The organism is Streptococcus nakanonensis (assembly GCF_059738785.1).
This window is the reverse complement of record NZ_AP027139.1, coordinates 377,690-395,974: the sequence shown is the minus strand read 5'-3', so window position 1 is coordinate 395,974 and position 18,285 is coordinate 377,690. Positions and strand designations below refer to the sequence as shown.

The following is an 18,285-nucleotide window of genomic DNA, read 5'->3' as shown; positions in this document are numbered from 1 at the left end:
ATAGTTCATTATGATTACCGTTCCTTATGAACTGAATAATGACAGCCTAATCAACAACTATCTCTCTTAATCATAATCAAATATCAATAGAATGCAAGGAAAAAGTCTCATCCCTAAACCATAACCAACATAGTGAGAAGTCTGGAACTTTCATCCCAGACTTTTCCTTATTTATTTTTTCTTTTTATTGTTAGCAAGGGCTGCCTTTTGTTGGCGGATGATTTGGTGGTAAACTTGTTGTACCTTAGCTTCGCTTGGTTTTTGACCATTTGCACTCAAAAGAGTACGAACTGCTTCAGCATTCAAACGTGGGTTGTCAGCGAATTCTTTTTCAATTTGCTTACGAACCAAGTACATTCCTCCAAGAGCTCCTCCTAGAAAAGCTAGCACAATCAATACAATTGCTAAAAGTAAATCCATCATTTTTCTCCTGTTTCTTTTTGAGTCTCTTTCATTATACCACAAACTAGCCACCCTGACTAGTTTGTTTTACGCTTTCAGGGAGGGAATAGACAGCAAAAAGAACCCTGCTTTTCTGCGAAAGAGAGCTCCTTACTGAATTTATACTCAATGAAAATCAAAGAGCAAACTAGGAAGCTAGCCGTAGGCTGCTCAAAACACTGTTTTGAGGTTGCAGATAGAGCTGACACGGTTTGAAGAGATTTTAGAAAAGTATCAATTTACATAGATAGCCAGTGTTTGATAAGGTTTGAGTAGCATTTTTTCAGACACTTCTGCATCTTCATAGTTTGAAAGCAAAATCTGTCCATTTTGGTAGGCTACTGGTAAATCGATTTCCACTTCTGTGGAATAAAAATTATTGAGCACTAGTAACTTTTGATCCTCATACTGGCGTTCAAAAGCATAGACTTGTTTGCTATCTTCAAAGGCTGGTTTGTAACTTCCTTCTGAGATGATAGGCATTTCTTTGCGAAGTCGAATCAAGTCTTGATAGAGGGTGAAAATCGGGCCTTGGATTTCATTTTCAACGTTGATGTGAGGATAGGATTTTCCTGCCTTGAGCCAAGGTGTGCCTACTGTGAATCCTGCATTTTCAGAAACATCCCACTGCATAGGAATTCGTGAATTATCACGCGACTTAGCCTGAATAATCTGGAAGGCTTCTTCCTGACTCTTCTCTTCTTCTAAGAGCATCTGATAAGCATTAAGCGATTCGACATCCACATAATCAGCCATAGAATCATAATCAGGGTCAATCATCCCGATTTCCTCGCCCATATAAATATAAGGTGTCCCACGTGACAGGTGAATGCTGGCTGCTAGCATGGTAGCCCCTTCCTTGCGAAAGTTCTGAATATCGACAAAACGATTCAGGGCGCGTGGTTGGTCGTGATTGTTCCAAAAGAGGGCACTCCAACCGCCTTTATCACTCATTTCCTTACCCCAACTATGGTAAAGACTCTTCAACTCTTCAAAATCAAAGGGAGCCAAGGTCCACTTTTGCCCATCTTTGTAGTCCACCTTGAGGTGATGAAAATTAAAGGTCATGGATAATTCCTGACGGTCAGGCGACGAATAGAGGACACAATTTCCCATAGTTGTAGAAGACATTTCCCCAACTGTCATAAAGCTATCGTCTGCTCCAAAAGTGGCTTGATTCATCATACGCAAATAGTCATGAACGATGGGCTTGTCTGTGTAAGCTGGCTTTCCTTCATTTTCAGGACAATCCACTAAGACTTCATCCTTGCCAATCAAATTGATCACATCAAATCGGAAACCTTTGACACCCTTGTCGCGCCAGAAATTAACAACCTTGAAAAGCTCCTTACGGACATTGGGATTGCGCCAGTTAAGGTCAGCCTGGGTCTCATCAAAGAGGTGAAGGTAGTATTTCCCTGTATTCCCAAAGGGCGCCCATGCAGAGCCACCAAACTTAGACTGCCAATCTGTTGGTTGGTCTTGGATGAAGAAAAAGTCTTGATAATACTTGTCCCCAGCTAAGGCTTTCTGAAACCATTCATGCTCTGTCGAACAATGATTGAGGACCATGTCCAGCATAAAGTCAATCTTGTGTTCTTTACCAACACACACCATTTCCTCAAAATCAGTCATATCACCAAAAAGAGGATCTACTGCCATATAATCTGAAATATCGTAACCATTATCCCGTTGAGGACTTGGATAGAATGGATTGAGCCAGACCATATCCACACCTAGTTTGGCTAGATAAGGGATTTTTTCAATAATTCCACGGAAGTCCCCAATACCATTGCCAGTGGTGTCTTTGTAAGATTTTGGATAGATTTGATAGACTACTTTTCCTTTATCAAGTGTCATCTGTTTCTCCTTTTCTGATAAAAGGGAGGAAGCTGTCTTCCGTCCCTGTTTGTTTTATTTCAATTATACTCAATGAAAAGCAAAGAGCTAACTAGGAAGCTAGCCGCAGGTTGCTCAAAACACTGTTTTGAGGTTGCAGATAGAGCTGACGTGGTTTGAAGAGATTTTCGAAGAGTATTAGATTCGTGTTGCGACCATGAGATCTTCTCCAGCTTGGATCGTTGTCGGATAAGTTCCAGTGATGGTCGCTGTATAAGCATCTTGATTGGTAATAATGACAGGAGTTTCTGTTACCAGGCCTGCAGCCTTAATGACATCCATATCAAAACGAATCAGTTTCTGACCAACTGTGACATGATCTCCTTGGGCTACAAGACTTTCAAATCCTTTGCCATCAAGACCTACTGTATCCATACCGATGTGAATGAGCAATTCCACCCCCTCGTCAGAGACAATACCGATGGCATGCTTGGTAGGAAAAAGAACCGTGACTGTCCCATTGACTGGAGAAGTCAACTCACCTTGGCTTGGTTCAATGACCAGACCTTGCCCCATGACACCTGAAGCAAAGACTGGATCCGTTGCTTGACTTAGTTCTTTTACTTGACCAGTCAGTGGGCTAACAATTTCTACTGGAGTATGTTCTACTGGTTCATAGCTCACAAATTCCGCTTCTTCTTGAGCAACGAATTCTGCCTGCAAGTCCGTATCGTCCTCTGTTTTTGTAAAGAGACCGGCCTTGCGGAAGAAGAAAGTCAAGAGCATTGGAACAAGAATAGCGACTAGCATAGTTCCTGCAAATGGCAACATGTATTGAGGTTGAATAGAGAGGATACCTGGCAAACCACCGATACCAATAGAAGCCGCAGTTACATTAAAAGTAACGGATAACATGCCTGCAAGAGCTGAACCAGTCATTCCAGCTACAAATGGATAGATGTATTTGACATTGACCCCAAAGAGGGCTGGTTCTGTAACACCAAGATAGGCTGAAATAGTGGCAGGAAGTGAAACCTGAGCCTCACGCTCATCATGACGGTGCATGAAATAGTAAGCAAATACGGCCGAACCTTGGGCAATATTAGAAAGAGCAATCATAGGCCAGAGGGCAGTTCCACCAGCATCCGCAATCAATTGTGTATCAATAGCATTGGTCATATGATGTAGACCTGTGATGACAAATGGAGCGTAGAGGGCACCAAAAATCGCACCGAAGAGCCATTTAACTGGACCCGTCAAACCTGCCAATACAACTGATGAAAGTCCTTGACCAATTGTCCAACCAATTGGTCCCAAAACAGTATGAGCCAAAATCAAAGCTGGAATCAATGACAAGAAAGGCACAAAAATCATGGAAATCACTTCTGGAATATGCTTGCGCCAGAAAATTTCAAGATAAGACAGACTCAAACCTGCAAGCAAGGCTGGAATAACTTGGGCTTGGTAACCGATACGATTAACAGTAAAGTAACCAAAATTCCAAACCCAGTTTGCCGCAATATCAGCTGCTGGCGTTGAAGCAACCGCATAGGCATTGAGCAACTGAGGCGATACCAAACAGATTCCGAGAACAATTCCCAAGATTTGGCTGGTTCCCATCTTACGAGATACAGACCAAGTAATCCCTACTGGTAAGAACTGGAAGATAGCTTCACCAGGCAACCAGAGGAAGTGATTAACCCCTGCCCAAAACTGAGAGGATTCTGTGATGGTCTTGCCATCCAACATCGACCAATGGACACCTTCCAAGACATTACGGAAACCGAGGATCAATCCACCAACAATCAAGGCTGGAATAATCGGAGTAAAGATTTCCGCCAGAGTGGTCATAACACGTTGGACCACGTTTTGATTACTCTTAGCTGCAGACTTGGCTGCTTCTTTGGAAACACCCTCAATACCTGAAACGGCTGTAAAATCATTATAAAAGATGGGCACGTCATTTCCAATGATTACCTGAAATTGACCTGCATTTGTAAAGGTTCCTTTAACAGCTGGAATTGACTCGATAGCTTTAACATTAGCCTTCTTATCATCTCCTAAAACAAACCGCATCCGTGTCGCACAGTGGGTGACGGCAGTCACATTCTCTTTACCTCCAATTGCCTGAAGCAAATCTTTGGCTTCTTGTTCAAATTTTCCCATTTGATTCTCCTTATACTTGTCAAAGCAAGTTTGATTTGATAAGTATATTGTAAACGATACCAAACTTGTCTGCAACTTGTTTGGTGTAAAAAGAGTGTTTTTTTGTAAATTTTCTAGCACTTGTATGGTAAAATAGATACAGGTGTTCATTAAACTAGACTAAAAACCCATTTAATACTCAATGAAAATCAAAGAGCAAACTAGGAAGCTAGCCGCAGGTTGCTCAAAACACTGTTTTGAGGTTGCAGATAGAGCTGACGTGGTTTGAAGAGATTTTCGAAGAGTATAAGGAAGTACAATGAAGAAATACCAACAATTATTTAAGCGAATCCAAGAAACCATTCAAAACGAGACTTACGCTGTCGGAGATTTCCTTCCTAGCGAGCATGACCTCATGGAGCAATATCAGGTAAGCCGTGATACCGTCCGAAAGGCCCTGTCTCTCCTCCAAGAGGAAGGATTGATTAAAAAGATACGGGGGCAAGGTTCTCAAGTCGTCAAAGAAGAAACCGTCAATTTCCCTGTATCCAACCTAACCAGCTACCAAGAACTAGTTCAAGAACTTGGACTGCGCTCTAAAACCAACGTGGTCAGTCTGGACAAGATTATTATTGATAAAAAATCCTCACTAATAACCGGCTTCCCAGAATTTCGCATGGTTTGGAAGGTGGTCCGCCAGCGTGTGGTGGATGATCTGGTATCCGTTCTGGATACGGACTATCTGGATATGGAACTAATCCCAAATATCACTCGCCAAATTGCTGAGCATTCTATCTATTCTTATATAGAGGACGACCTCAAACTCCTTATTGATTATGCTCAAAAGGAAATAACCATTGACCACTCAAATGACCGAGACAAGATTCTCATGGACATTGGCAAAGACCCTTATGTCGTTTCGATTAAATCAAAAGTCTATCTCCAAGACGGACGCCAATTTCAGTTTACCGAAAGTCGCCATAAATTAGAAAAATTTCACTTTGTAGACTTTGCAAAGCGCAAGAAATAAAAGACTGAGACACTGGATCTCAGCCTTTTTCTTTATCCCAAAACCAATTCATCACTAACTAGACTTTGGCCACTATTTTTCTGGAAAAGATGCATAAGGTCTTCAACTGTCAGATGCTTTTTCTCTTCTCCCTTGACATCCACCACTATCTTACCCTGATAGAGCATAATGAGACGATTGCCGTACTCAATCGCATGGTTCATATCGTGGGTAATCATCAAAGTCGTCAACTGATGGTATTCCACAATCTTTTGCGTCAAGTCCATCACCATTTGACTAGTTTTCGGATCAAGTGCCGCAGTGTGTTCATCCAAAAGCAAAAGTTTGGGTTTCACCAGAGCTGCCATGACTAGGGTCAAGGCCTGTCTTTGGCCTCCTGAGAGATATTGGGTATCTACTTTTAAGCGGTTTTCAAGACCAATATTCAACTCCTTCAAGGCCTCTTGGAACTGGATTCTATCCTTCTCCTTCACACCCCAACCAAGCCCTCTCTTCTGACCGCGTCTCAAGGCAATAGCCATATTCTCCTCAATCGTCAAACGAGAAGCTGTTCCCATCTTAGGATCTTGAAAAACACGAGCGATATCCTTGGCTCTCTTTCTTACACTCAGATTTTTAATGGATTTGCCTGCCAATAAAAGATCCCCTTCGTCCACCGATAGATTGCCAGCCAGGATATTCATCAAAGTGGATTTCCCTGCTCCATTTCCACCAATCACAGAGATAAAATCTCCCTCTTCAACCTCTAAGTCTAATCCTTTGAGGACATGGTTCTCATTGACCGTCCTTGCTTCAAATGTCTTGTGAATATTTTCAAGTGTTAACAAACTTGCCATAACTTTCTCCTCCTATTCATTTCTCAATTTCAGACCACGAATCTTTAATCTCTTTTGCAATTCTGGTGCAAATAAAACTAAGGCTAACAAGATTGCATTAAAGAGACGAACTAGGTTTTGATCTAGATTTGGAATTTCATAGATATTTAAAATAATCAAACGGTAAACAATAGCACCGATTCCGATGGATAACAAGCGGCCTCCAATGGTCAAGTCGTGTATCAAGACTTCCGCAATAATCACTGCACTCAAACCAACAACGATGGTTCCTGTCCCAGAAGTCACATCTGAAAATCCATCATTTTGGGCAAACAAGGAACCACATAGGGCAATCAAGCCGTTTGAAATCATGTAACCAACAATCTTCATGGTGTCTACATTGACCCCATTAGCCTCACTCATAGGAATATTGTCCCCAGTCGAACGCAAGACCAAGCCAATCTCTGTTTTCATCAAAAGAGTCAAGACCAAACAAACAAGTAAGAGACAGGCCAAACTGAATGAGAAAACAGCTTCTTCATTTGACAGCCCCAAGCTCGCCAACTGTTTAAAGACAGTCGAAGAATCTCCCAAGGAAAGATTAGGCACACTTCCCATGATTTTAATATTGATCGAATAAAGCCCTGTCAAGGTCACAATCCCTGTCAAGAGAGCTGGAATTTTCATCTTGGTGTGGAGCATTCCTGATACTAGACCTGCTACCATACCTGCCAGCAAGGCAAGTAAGGTCGCAATCCAAGGATTTGTCCCTGCCTGTATCTGAGATACGACGACAGCCGCCCCCAGTGGAAAGGCTCCCTCAGCAGTCATATCCGCAATATCCAAAATACGGAAAGTTAAGTAGACCCCAATCGCCATAATCGACCACAACAAACCTTCTGATAAACTAGATAACACAAAATTCATCTTAAACCTCCTTATTCCTTGCCTTCTAACTTACTAATATCAATTCCCAATGCATCTGCCATTTCTTGATTGGTATGCAATTCCAGTTTTTCAGGCAACTCAACTGCTATATTTTCTGGCTTTTCACCTTTTAAAATACGAATCAGCATACGTGCTGTCTGACGTCCCAATTCTTCATAATTGGTTCCGTAGTTATACAAGCCACCAACAGCAATCATTTCTGTTGAACCACCAAATACTGGAACCTTGTGTTTAATAGAAACCTGCTTGACTGTTTCCATGGTTGATGAAATGATATTATCCGTTGGTACAAAAACCATATCCACCTCTGCCATCAAGCTTTCTGCAGCCGCCTTGACGTTGTTACTGTCCAAGATTGTTTTTTCAACAACGGTAAAGCCTTTTTCTTCCAGAAGGCGCTTAGCTTCATCCTTTTGGACAACTGAGTTTGGCTCGCTCTGAGTATAAAGAATTCCAATCGTTTTAGCTTTTGGCAACACTTTCTTTATCAAATTGATTTGGGTTGAAATGGCATCTGATGACTGATCGCTTGTCCCAGTTACATTGCCCCCAGGATGCTCTCTTGACTCAACCAACTTGGCACTGACAGGATCTGTTACCGCTGAAAAGATAACAGGTGTCGTTTGTGTTGTATTGGCCAAGCTCTGAGCAGAAGGCGTTGCGATAGCTAGAACGACATCACTAGATTCTGCTAGTTGCTGGGAAATCATTTTAAGATTTCGTTGTTCTCCTTGTGCATTTTGCAAATCAATCTCAATATTTTCCCCCTCAACATAGCCTTGCTTGGCCAGCTCATCCACAAAACCTTCTCTAGTAGCGTCCAAAGATTGATGAGTAATAAACTGCGAAATACCGATACGAAATACATCTTTTTTCTTATCTGCCTTCAACTGATGCAAACTAATCAGAGAGGTCAAGAGAATCCCCACTACCAAGAGGGGTGCTAGTAATTTTCGAACAACTTTCATAATGAAACTCCTTCTCAGAAAAGATAATACTCAATGAAAATCAAAGAGCAAACTAGGAAACTAGCCGCAGGCTGTACTTGAGTACGGCAAGGCGACGTTGACGTGGTTTGAAGAGATTTTCGAAGAGTATAAAACAAAAAACCGCCTAGATACTATCTAAACGGATGCTTGAAATAATCTAACAAGTTATAACTTTGCTAGTCCATTTAGATATTCATCTATATGGACCACAATCAAAAATCTTAGCCACATAGATACAAACAAATTGCTTGAACTGTTTGCATCCATGGTGACATGTCTACAAACACTATCTAAAGTAGCTAAAGTAAAAGTTTTGATTCATCGTTACAGCTTGTCTTTTATTCATTTCTTTTCTGCTTTCTTTTTTGATGTTTCCTATCTTACCACCTTTTTCATCACCTGTCAAGAATATTTCAGAATATTTTAAAATTTTTCGAAAATTCTTTCAGGATGCTTTCAATTCTTTTAGGATAATTTCAAAGATTTGCCCATTAGACAAAATAGAACGATTTGAAGACTTTTTTGGTATTTGGTTGTACTAGAGTCTTTTAAAAGTGTTTTGATGGCTTGTATTTCTTCTTTGGTTGATTTTATATCACTATTATATAATGCGTTTTGATTTTAGTATAGTATTAAACTGACTCTTGGCAGTCGGACAAAAAATCGACAGTTATTTTATACTGTTTAAAACCAATAGTCAATACGACAATTTCTTTACTTTTCGGTTATCAACTCTGTAGATTGCTAACATATCCAAAATAAGCCAAGTATCCCGAGGATAGGCAACATATCTAGGTGTCCAGATAGGATTAAACTTTTGTTTATACTGTCTAAGACCATTAAATGAATAGAATCGATTAGTGAAGGCATAGATGAGATAGGCTACTTTTTCTTGTAGAAAGCTATGTTTCTCAGTTCCTACATTTGACAACGGCGCCATGCCTAATTCAAATAAACGAACTCCTTCTTCTTTAAAATGAAGTAATAATTTCACAAAGAGATAATCCATAATACCATTGGGTGCTGTCTTTAAGTGGTAGCGCATCAAATCGATGCTAGCTTCTTCAGGACCATTACAAGCTAAAAAGGTAACAAAAGCCTGAACCTTATCTTCCTGATCCCTTACAAGGGCTATTGGTGCTAATTGAATGTACTTCTCATCAAAAAATCCAAGTGAAAACCCTTTTTCTTGGCGACCATCTAGCCAATTATCCGATATTTCTTTAAGGGTGTTAAGTAACTTCTTATCAAAAAGTGGTTGTAATACTTGGAATTGATACCCCTTGCTTTCTAATCGATTAACAACTGTTCTAAATTTCTTTCCTTGTTTTCCTTCGGTTGTAAATCTATCGAGTAATACCTGAGCAGTCTCCCCAAATTTCATAAAGTCGTACCCATATTCATGAAGTAATAGGGTTGTTTCTTGATTAATTTCGTAGAAAATAACAGAGACATTTGTGTCCTCCGCATCCTCTAAAAACTTCGATACGCCTTTTTCTAAGTATCCTGACTGTGCCAGTGGATCCGACATAACGACACATTTATTATTTTCAATTGCAAATTGGAAAACAACCTTGTCTTGACCATCCTCTTGGTACCAATAAAGGTATTTGTCATCTAAATAAGCCAGGGTAGCATCTAAATTTATATTTGGTATTGTTGCAATAAAGTCTTGATAACGTTGCTTATCGAAAACTTCTCCAAAATTCTCTTTGGTTTGATTGCTCTCACGGAGTACCAAAACATACGAAATCACCAATATCAGAGACGAGCCAAAAAGATGAATCCAGTGTGTAATCAAATGAGGAAGATGTTTAACTTCAAATACATGATGAGGGTTCAAATGTCCTAACAAAACAAGGGTCAAGAAGAAACTTCCACCAATATACGATATATCCTTACAACAATCTTCCCAAGCATAAATATAATGACTGCGAACAAATGTATTTCTAATCCACCATATGATAGACAAAATAATGATTAGAAAAAAACTACTTGCGAATGAAAGACTACCAATATTCAAATAAACAAGGCTTACTAGACCTAGTACAGTAGCTAATGGTAATGTAAATTTTAAACGTCGTTTCACTAGTCTTGCAAGAAGGAAGAAGTGAACGCCGAGAATGATACTAGGAAGTTGAAAAACAAACTGTCCAGTGCTAGGTGAAAGTTCTTTAAACAAAGGAAGATGTCCTAATTCTTGAGGAACTATAGCTGAAACCACGAGGAAGAAAGCAAACAGTCGTAACCCCCAAACCAATACTATAGTTGATAGTGATCCAATAACCTTTTGGGGAATTCCCAAATATTTCTCATTAAGTCGGCCACCCATATTTTTTAAGAATAAAACAACTCCTAAACAGAAAGGAAGAATATAATAGAATAAACGAAATACTAGTAACCAACTTAGCGCCTGATCTTTATCAATACCAAGGCCAACTAAACCAGATACCATAATTAAATCGAAACTACCTAGGCTACCAGGAATCATCGATATAATGCCAATTGTAATAGCAATCATAAAGAGGGGGATTACATCATAAATTGGTAAATTGTAGCCTAAAACATACCCAACCAAAAGGAAAAAACTTAATACACTAGCCCAATCAAGGGCAGAAGTTAGCACTAAAGATAAAATTGTCCTTCCACTCAATTGACCAAAATAGACCCATTTTTTTCTATTTGAAACAAATAAAATAATTGGAAGATAGAGACAAGCTCCCAAAAGAGCTGGCCAATATTGTTTAATCCCCATTGAAATAGGAAATATAATTGTGAAAATTAAACTTATCAGTGCAAACAGTGAGAAACCACTCATAAAATAAGGGATGACACGAGAAATTCCTTGCATACTTTTTTCAGAGCGTTCTTCATCTCCATAGAAAGAATAGCGTAAACCAACATCCACCAAACCGGCAAAGCCAATCATATTATTCAAGCTATTTATAGTCCAACTTGTTTCTAGTAAGTAAGATAATTTTTGTTTCTGATTAAGTTCTTTATTTAGGATTCTATCATAGAGCATCATTGGCGCAACAGCCATAGAACCGAGCAAAGCTAAAGCAATGACTTTTATTGGAGAGAGTTCCCCCAAGATTTCTCCAATCTTATCAAACGAAATTGTCTTAAAAAGTCTGATTATCTCTACAATAACTAGACTAACAATAGATAAAAATAAGGTAATCTTGATGAGTATCTGCCATTTTTTCACGCAATTCAAAATTGTTCTCACAAGCTCTTCCTCTTATCCTAATAAAGTTTGTAATATTGGAATAACAACGATAAATAGAACCGTACTTAGAGTCACCACATTCGTAGAGAATTCCACATCTCCTTTTCCCTGATTAGCAAGGATTGGGAGAACAACTAGAGCTGGTGTAGCGGACTGAATCATAAAGGTCTTAAATTCTACTGTCGCCATATTTGGTGCAGAGAACTTCAATACAAGAAGCATAATCAGAGGAGCTAGGATAAAGCGTCCAACTAAAGTGACAATTGTATCTTTATCAAAAGTAATAGTATTCAAGCCTGCCTTTGCAAGAACGATACCAATATAAATCAGAGATAAGGGAGTGACGATATTTCCAACATAAGTTAAGGTATTTGTTGCGAAATCTGGAATAGAGATTCGGAGGATCAAAAATAGTAGAGCGACAAGAAAACCTACAAGCGGAGCTGGAAGCAATTTCTTCCAGTCAAATTTAGTTTTCTTCTTGCTTTGACCCGATTTACTATCGCTCGTCATCACATACACGCCTAATGTCCAGGTGGAAATCGTGTTGGTGATATAGTAGATTAAGAAATATGGAAGAGCCTGATTACCAAAAAGAGCAACGTTTAATGGTAAACCGATAAAAATAGTATTGGCATTCACAAAGGTATTAATCATGGTTCCTCGCCGTCCCGGACGAACCTTGAAAAGCCTAACTGCAATATAAGCTACTATATATCCCAATTTAAATGCTACAAAAGTATAAAAGAGTCCTCCAGAAAGACTGATTAGTTTATCTAGCGTTAGGTATTTCATCACCGACACAAAGATTGACGCTGGCAAGGCTACATTCATGATCAAACGAGATAGATTGGATCCAAAACTATCTCCAAACCATCCCCTCACCTGAAGAATATACCCCAAAACAATAATAGCAATAATCGGAATGATACTCGTAATCGAGGTTAAAAAGAGTGACATAGGTATCCTTTCTAAATTACTTAAGTCCACAGCCCATACAAATCTGCCACTATAGAAGGATAGCAGCAGAAATGAATTATTTATACTCTGGATACCACTTCAAATCACGAACTGCTTTGGCCATATCTGTTTCCTTAACGCGTGCAAGACCTTGCTCTTGTGCTTTTTTAGCGACTGCTTCTGCTACTTTAATAGAAACATCTGCTACATACTTGAATGGTGGCAAGACAGGAGCTCCTGGTTGGCCTGGATTGACAATACCACTCAATGAATGCGCCGCCGCTCCAATCATTTCATCAGTCAAAAGACTTGCTTCAGAAGCCAGCATACCTAGACCAAGACCTGGGTAAATCAAGGCATTATTTGCTTGACCAATCACATAGTCTACACCTTTATAAGAAACCGTATCAGCAGGAATTCCTGTTGCGACAAAAGCTTTGCCATCTGACCATTCAATCAAATCTTTGGCACTAGCTTCTGCCAATTTAGTTGGGTTTGACAAAGGGAAGATCATTGGACGTTCTGTGTTTTCACACATAGCTTCTACTATTTCTTTAGTGAAGGTATTAGGCTGAGTTGAAGTTCCTACAAGAATGGTTGGCTTCACAGTCTTCACTACTTCAAGCAGGTCAGTCAACTTATCTGTGTTACTAAAGTCAGTACGTTTCTTAGCAAATGGTTTTTGCTCTGGTGTCAAGTCATCCATGTCATCAAAGAGAAGACCTTGTTTATCAACCATAAAGAAACGTTTATAGGCTTCTTCTTCAGAAAGACCTTCACTTACCATTTCACGAAGAACACGAGAGGCAATTCCTGCACCCGCAGTACCACCACCATAGCAGAGATAAACTTGATCTGTTAATTTTTCACCACTAATATCCAGCGAACCAAAGATACCACCCAAGGTAACGATTCCTGTACCTTGAATATCATCATTAAAGGTCGGAATTTGTTTCCGGTATTTTTCAAGAATATTGGCAGCATTCATGCGACCAAAATCTTCCCAGTGAAGGTAGAGTTTAGGAAAGAGACGTTCTGCTGTTTGAACAAATTGGTCAATGAAGTCGTAGTAACGATCTCCGCGGACCCGTTCGTGACGATTTCCTAAGTAATTAGGATTGTTTCGAAGTTCTTCACGGTTAGTCCCTGCATCAATAACTAAAGGAAGGACCATTGAAGGATCGATTCCAGCAGCACCCGTATAGACCATCAATTTCCCAACAGAAATATCGACACCATTTGTTCCCCAGTCGCCAATTCCAAGGATTCCTTCTGCATCTGTTACAACAATGAGACGAATCTCGCGACCCCCGGCAGCGTTTTTCAAAGTGGCTTCAATATTTTCAGGATGACTGATATCAAGATATCCCGCATATTGGGGATCTACAAAAAGATCACTATAGCCTTCAATGGTATCTGCGATGGTTGGATCATATACAATTGGATTGAATTCTTCCAAATGTTGAGAAAAGAGGTAATAGAAAAGAGTCCTGTTGGTATTAAAAATTTCCATTAGGAAAAGACGTTTTTCCAAATCATTGGCTTTTGTTTGCATTTGTGCATAAGTTTGCGCCGCTTGTTCTTCAATCGTTTGAACATACGGTGGCAGTAAACCAATAAGGCCTAGTTCCTTTCGCTCTTCTAAGGTAAAGGCAGTACCTTTATTGAGGAAAGGATTGTTTAAAATATCATGTGCAGTCATAGTGCAACCTCCTTTTTACTTATATTATACCACATGAAACGAATTGTTCATGAAACGTTGTTGTTTAAACAATACAATTGTATACGCATATGTTATAATGAGCCTACGAAAACAATTTCTAATAGGCTCTTTGATACTTAAAACACTATTATTGATAATACTTTAAGTTGTTATATTTTATAAATTTCTGAACTCATCAAACTCTCGATGATCACTCTTTACTAAAAGTTTCGAGTAAAAGAAACCAATCATACAAATTGACAATCCTCATTAAAATAAATATCATATAAGTTTGTTATGTAGTACTTTGTATTTTTTAAGGTGTTTTTTTGTCATATAAAACTTGTATTCTATTTATATGACAACTAAAAACTATTTACAACAATATATTTCCAAAAAAGTGAAATATTTTCGAACACAAAATAAAATGAGCCAGGAAGAACTTTCGGAACAAGCAGGACTCGGGCTTAAGTATATCAATCAACTTGAAAACCAAAATGTGAATCTGACCATTCACAGTCTTGAAAAAGTGATTGACGCCCTAGAAATGACCCCAGAGGAATTTTTCAATTTTGATAGCCTTGAATCAACCTCTGATAAGAGTGACAATCTTTCACTCAAAAGAATCAACATGAAGATTAAACAGCTCCCTATTGATAAACGAGAAAAGATGTTGGTCATTTTTGAGAGTATCTTAGATAATCTTTGAGATCCCTGACTCACTTACATTTTAACTGGTGAATACTCGTATAGTCAAATTGTAGGATACGGATAAAAATTATTTATCTGCTGTTTTCCATTTATTTTCCTTCTCCAACTAATGAAAGTGAGCCCATATGAATTTAAAAGATCTACAATATTTTTATGACCTCTGCCAGCTTCAATCCTATACGGAAGTAGCAAAACAACATAAAGTCAGCCAACCATCTATTTCTTATGCTATCAAGCGCTTAGAGGAATCCTTTAACTGCAAATTGATTCACCATGACCCCTCGCATCGTTCCTTCAAGCTAACTCCTCAAGGACAAATCCTTCTAAAGCATACAGAACTGATTTTACCTGAGGTCATTTCTACTCGCAAAGAAATTAATCGCTCCTTGGCACAATACTCTACTGTAGGATTCCCTCCTATTATCATTCAGTATCTCTTTGCTGCCTTAAACGAAAAAGATAAATTCGATTTTTTAAAAAAGGTACGCCCTATCCGCGGTGGCTCCGTGGAGCTATTAAACCTTCTCGTCAAAGGAGACCTTGATGCAAGCCTACTCGGTTTGATTGAACCTCTCAACTATCCTTCAATAGAGTCACACGAGCTATTTCATAAAGAACTGTATGTCGTTTTATCTAAGAACCATCCTTTTGCTACTGCTCCTTCACTCGCTTTTGAAGAATTAACAGATCAATCCTTTATACTCTTAGACGAACACTTTGTTCACCTGAAAGCTTTTGAAACGCTTAATCAAAAGTATCAAAACAAGGCAGAAATATTCTTTAAGACTGATGACATTGCCATCCTTAAAGAACTTTTAAAGAAAGGGATTGGCCTTAGTTTACTGGCTGATATCGCACTTTCTGATGAAGATGATGATTTAATAAAAATTCCTCTTATACCGAAGGACAAGATAACTTTTACAGTTTATTACGCTTACCTTAAATCAGCTACACCGTCATCAGAAGTAGAAGCCTTATTTAATCTCCTTAAATCATATGAATAGAAAAAACTCTAACTATCAATGAACTGATAGCTAGAGTTTTTTACATTGTAGATATTATACTCAATGAAAATCAAAAAGCAAACTAGGAAGCTAGGAAGCTAGCCTCAGGCTGCTCAAAACACTGTTTTGAGGTTGTAGATAAGACTGACGAAGCCAGTCACATATATACGATAAGGCGACGCTGACGTGGTTTGAAGAGATTTTCGAAGAGTATTAGACTATAGTAGATTGAAGCTAGAGTAATACGCCGCGACTTCTAAACCTTTTCTAGAAATGAATTTGACTTTCCTAATAAAGTTGTTCAGATTTTATTTCATCTCACTATAATTCAATGATTTTCTAAGAATTCTATTTCTTTCGAAAATTCTTTCAAGCCACTTTCAAAGGTTTTCAAATCAGTCCAACAAAAAAAGGTTTATAATTTCCATAAAAATTGACATGGAAATTATAAAACCATTATTAGTTTAGTCCTTGTTGATAACGCGCCAATTCGGCTTGGTTAGCCCAAACATAGTGACCTGGACGGATTTCTACCATAGATGGCTTATCAGTCTCATAGTCGTGTTGACTTGGGTCGTAAACCTTCAAGACCTTCTTACGTTCCAAGATTGGATCTGGGATTGGTACCGCTGAAAGCAAGGCTTGAGTATATGGGTGAATTGGATTGTTAAACAATTCTTCTGTTTCTGCAACCTCTACAATAACACCCTTATAAATAACTGCGATACGATCTGAAATAAAGCGAACAACCGACAAGTCATGGGCGATGAAGAGATAGGTCAAACCAAGTTCTTTTTGGAATTTTTTGAGCAAGTTCAAAACTTGGGCACGTACAGAAACGTCCAAGGCTGAAATTGGCTCATCCGCAATAACAAAGTCTGGTTGCATGACCAAGGCACGGGCAATACCGATACGTTGACGTTGACCACCTGAGAATTCATGAGGGTAGCGAGTCAAGTGCTCAGCAAGAAGACCTACTTCACGGATAATATTTTGAACTTTCTCTTTACGTTCTTCTTCATCTTTGAACAGATGATAATTGTAAAGACCTTCAGAAATAATATAATCAACAGTCGCACGTTCATTCAAACTTGCAGCAGGGTCTTGGAAAATCATCTGGATTCGACGAATCAATTCCGCAGCTTGTTCACGCGATTTCTTACCATTAATCTTTTGACCCTCAAAAATAATATCACCATTACTTGTATCATTGAGACCGATGATAGCACGACCAATAGTTGTCTTCCCACTACCTGACTCACCTACAAGCGAGAAAGTTTCTCCCTTGTTGATAAAGAAGTTAGCATTTTTAACTGCGACAAACTTCTTACTTCCTTCACCGAAGGAAATTTCTAAATCTTTGATTTCTACTAATTTTTCAGACATTTCCTTCCTCCTAGTCTTCCAGATGGGCAAATCCCATTTTTTCACGGATTTTATCATGGAGATTTGCAATCACAGCTGGTTTTTCTACTTTTGGAGCATCCTCATGAAGAAGCCAAGTTTTAGCCCAATGTGTCTCTGATACTGAGAATTGAGGAGCTTTTTGTTCGAAGTCAATCTGCATTGCATAGTCAGAACGCAAAGCAAAGGCATCCCCTTTCAGGTCAGTATAAAGTGACGGAGGTGTTCCTGGGATTGAGTAAAGATCCCCTTTATCATCAGCAAGCTGAGGCAAGCTAGACAAGAGACTCCATGTATATGGATGGCGAGGGTCATAGAAGACTTCCTCAACAGTTCCATACTCAACAATTTCTCCTGCGTACATAACCGCTACCTTATCTGCAATACTTGCCACCACACCAAGGTCGTGGGTGATAAAGATTGTTGTGAAATGGTACTCATTTTGCAAAGATTTCAGCAAATCAATAATCTGTGCTTGGATAGTCACATCCAAGGCAGTCGTTGGCTCATCACAAATCAAGACATCAGGTCGGCAGGCAAGGGCAATCGCAATAACGATACGTTGACGCATTCCTCCAGAATATTGGAATGGGTATTCATCAAAACGTCTATCTGCGTCTGGAATCCCAACCTTATTCATGTAGTCAATGGCCAATTCTTTCGCTTCTTTAGCTGTTTTTCCTTGGTGTTTTACAATAACTTCTGTAATCTGACTACCAATTGTTTTAATGGGGTCCAAACTAGTCATTGGGTCCTGGAAGATAGTCGCAATCTTAGCCCCACGAATTTGTTCCCAATCCTTGTGAGAAGACAAGGCTGTCAAATCCTGACCACGGTAGTCAATGCTACCTTGGGCAATGCGACCATTTTCTTCAAGCATACCTGTGAAAGTTTTTGTCAAAACAGATTTTCCTGATCCTGACTCACCTACCAAGGCTAATACTTCTCCTTCAACTAGTTCAAGAGAAACGCCGCGAATGGCTGTCAATACTTTGTCACGAACGTCAAATTCCACGACAATATCGCGAGCAGTCAAAATTACATTTTTTTCTTTTGTCATTTCTA

The 18,285-nt window shown here is 39.1% G+C and carries 14 protein-coding genes and 1 pseudogene; 3 read left to right on the top strand and 12 right to left on the bottom strand.

The features are described 5' to 3' along the window. Positions 1–171: 171 nt before the first annotated feature. From AC6I9F_RS02080 to treP, 3 genes are all read right to left on the bottom strand, one after another. Positions 172–420 carry a YneF family protein gene (locus AC6I9F_RS02080; RefSeq protein ID WP_000364990.1) on the bottom strand — a complete coding sequence of 83 codons (249 nt, stop codon included), beginning with the start codon at positions 418–420 and terminating at the stop codon, positions 172–174. A 255-nt stretch (positions 421–675) separates the two neighbouring features. Next, the gene (gene treC, locus AC6I9F_RS02075; protein WP_498022421.1) at positions 676–2,301 is read right to left on the bottom strand and encodes an alpha,alpha-phosphotrehalase; all 1,626 of its coding nucleotides are present in this window, start codon (positions 2,299–2,301) and stop codon (positions 676–678) included. A 177-nt stretch (positions 2,302–2,478) separates the two neighbouring features. After that, positions 2,479–4,446, bottom strand: a complete 1,968-nt coding sequence (treP, locus tag AC6I9F_RS02070; RefSeq protein ID WP_498022419.1) for a PTS system trehalose-specific EIIBC component — start codon at positions 4,444–4,446, stop codon at positions 2,479–2,481. A gap of 298 nt (positions 4,447–4,744) precedes the next feature. Between treP and treR the strand changes: the two genes are divergently transcribed. Then, positions 4,745–5,455, top strand: coding sequence for a trehalose operon repressor (gene treR, locus AC6I9F_RS02065; protein ID WP_498022417.1), 711 nt, complete (start codon positions 4,745–4,747; stop codon positions 5,453–5,455). 32 nt (positions 5,456–5,487) lie between these two features. Here the strand turns inward: treR and AC6I9F_RS02060 are convergent, their stop codons facing one another. From AC6I9F_RS02060 to AC6I9F_RS02030, 7 genes and pseudogenes are all read right to left on the bottom strand, one after another. After that, complete coding sequence (locus AC6I9F_RS02060) at positions 5,488–6,291, bottom strand: ABC transporter ATP-binding protein (RefSeq protein ID WP_498022416.1); 804 nt, start codon at positions 6,289–6,291, stop codon at positions 5,488–5,490. 12 nt (positions 6,292–6,303) lie between these two features. Continuing rightward, a complete protein-coding gene (locus tag AC6I9F_RS02055) occupies positions 6,304–7,197 on the bottom strand; it encodes an ABC transporter permease (protein ID WP_125409758.1) in 894 nt (297 codons plus the stop codon). A gap of 11 nt (positions 7,198–7,208) precedes the next feature. Then, on the bottom strand, positions 7,209–8,186 hold the full coding sequence (locus AC6I9F_RS02050) for an ABC transporter substrate binding protein (protein ID WP_498022414.1): 978 nt from the start codon (positions 8,184–8,186) through the stop codon (positions 7,209–7,211). Positions 8,187–8,681: 495 nt separating this feature from the next. After that, positions 8,682–8,801 (bottom strand): annotated as a pseudogene (locus tag AC6I9F_RS02045) (IS630 family transposase); the annotation flags it as partial. Between the two features lie 103 nt (positions 8,802–8,904). Beyond that, the gene (mprF, locus tag AC6I9F_RS02040; protein ID WP_498022412.1) at positions 8,905–11,439 is read right to left on the bottom strand and encodes a bifunctional lysylphosphatidylglycerol flippase/synthetase MprF; all 2,535 of its coding nucleotides are present in this window, start codon (positions 11,437–11,439) and stop codon (positions 8,905–8,907) included. A 12-nt stretch (positions 11,440–11,451) separates the two neighbouring features. Continuing rightward, positions 11,452–12,399, bottom strand: coding sequence for an AEC family transporter (locus tag AC6I9F_RS02035; RefSeq protein WP_368081635.1), 948 nt, complete (start codon positions 12,397–12,399; stop codon positions 11,452–11,454). A 76-nt stretch (positions 12,400–12,475) separates the two neighbouring features. Then, positions 12,476–14,101 carry a malolactic enzyme gene (locus AC6I9F_RS02030; protein ID WP_498022410.1) on the bottom strand — a complete coding sequence of 542 codons (1,626 nt, stop codon included), beginning with the start codon at positions 14,099–14,101 and terminating at the stop codon, positions 12,476–12,478. 358 nt (positions 14,102–14,459) lie between these two features. Here AC6I9F_RS02030 and AC6I9F_RS02025 point away from each other — a divergent pair, with 358 nt between their 5' ends. Together AC6I9F_RS02025 and AC6I9F_RS02020 are read left to right on the top strand one after the other, a co-directional pair. Beyond that, positions 14,460–14,810 (top strand): helix-turn-helix domain-containing protein, encoded by a 351-nt coding sequence (locus AC6I9F_RS02025; protein ID WP_498022408.1) that lies wholly within the window; start codon positions 14,460–14,462, stop codon positions 14,808–14,810. Positions 14,811–14,937: 127 nt separating this feature from the next. After that, entirely contained in the window at positions 14,938–15,816 is an 879-nt protein-coding gene (locus tag AC6I9F_RS02020) for a LysR family transcriptional regulator (protein WP_498022407.1), read from the top strand. 459 nt (positions 15,817–16,275) lie between these two features. Here the strand turns inward: AC6I9F_RS02020 and AC6I9F_RS02015 are convergent, their stop codons facing one another. Both AC6I9F_RS02015 and AC6I9F_RS02010 read right to left on the bottom strand, forming a co-directional pair. Next, a complete protein-coding gene (locus AC6I9F_RS02015; protein ID WP_498022405.1) occupies positions 16,276–17,202 on the bottom strand; it encodes an ATP-binding cassette domain-containing protein in 927 nt (308 codons plus the stop codon). A 10-nt stretch (positions 17,203–17,212) separates the two neighbouring features. Then, positions 17,213–18,280, bottom strand: coding sequence for an ABC transporter ATP-binding protein (locus AC6I9F_RS02010; protein WP_000159551.1), 1,068 nt, complete (start codon positions 18,278–18,280; stop codon positions 17,213–17,215). Positions 18,281–18,285: the final 5 nt, after the last annotated feature.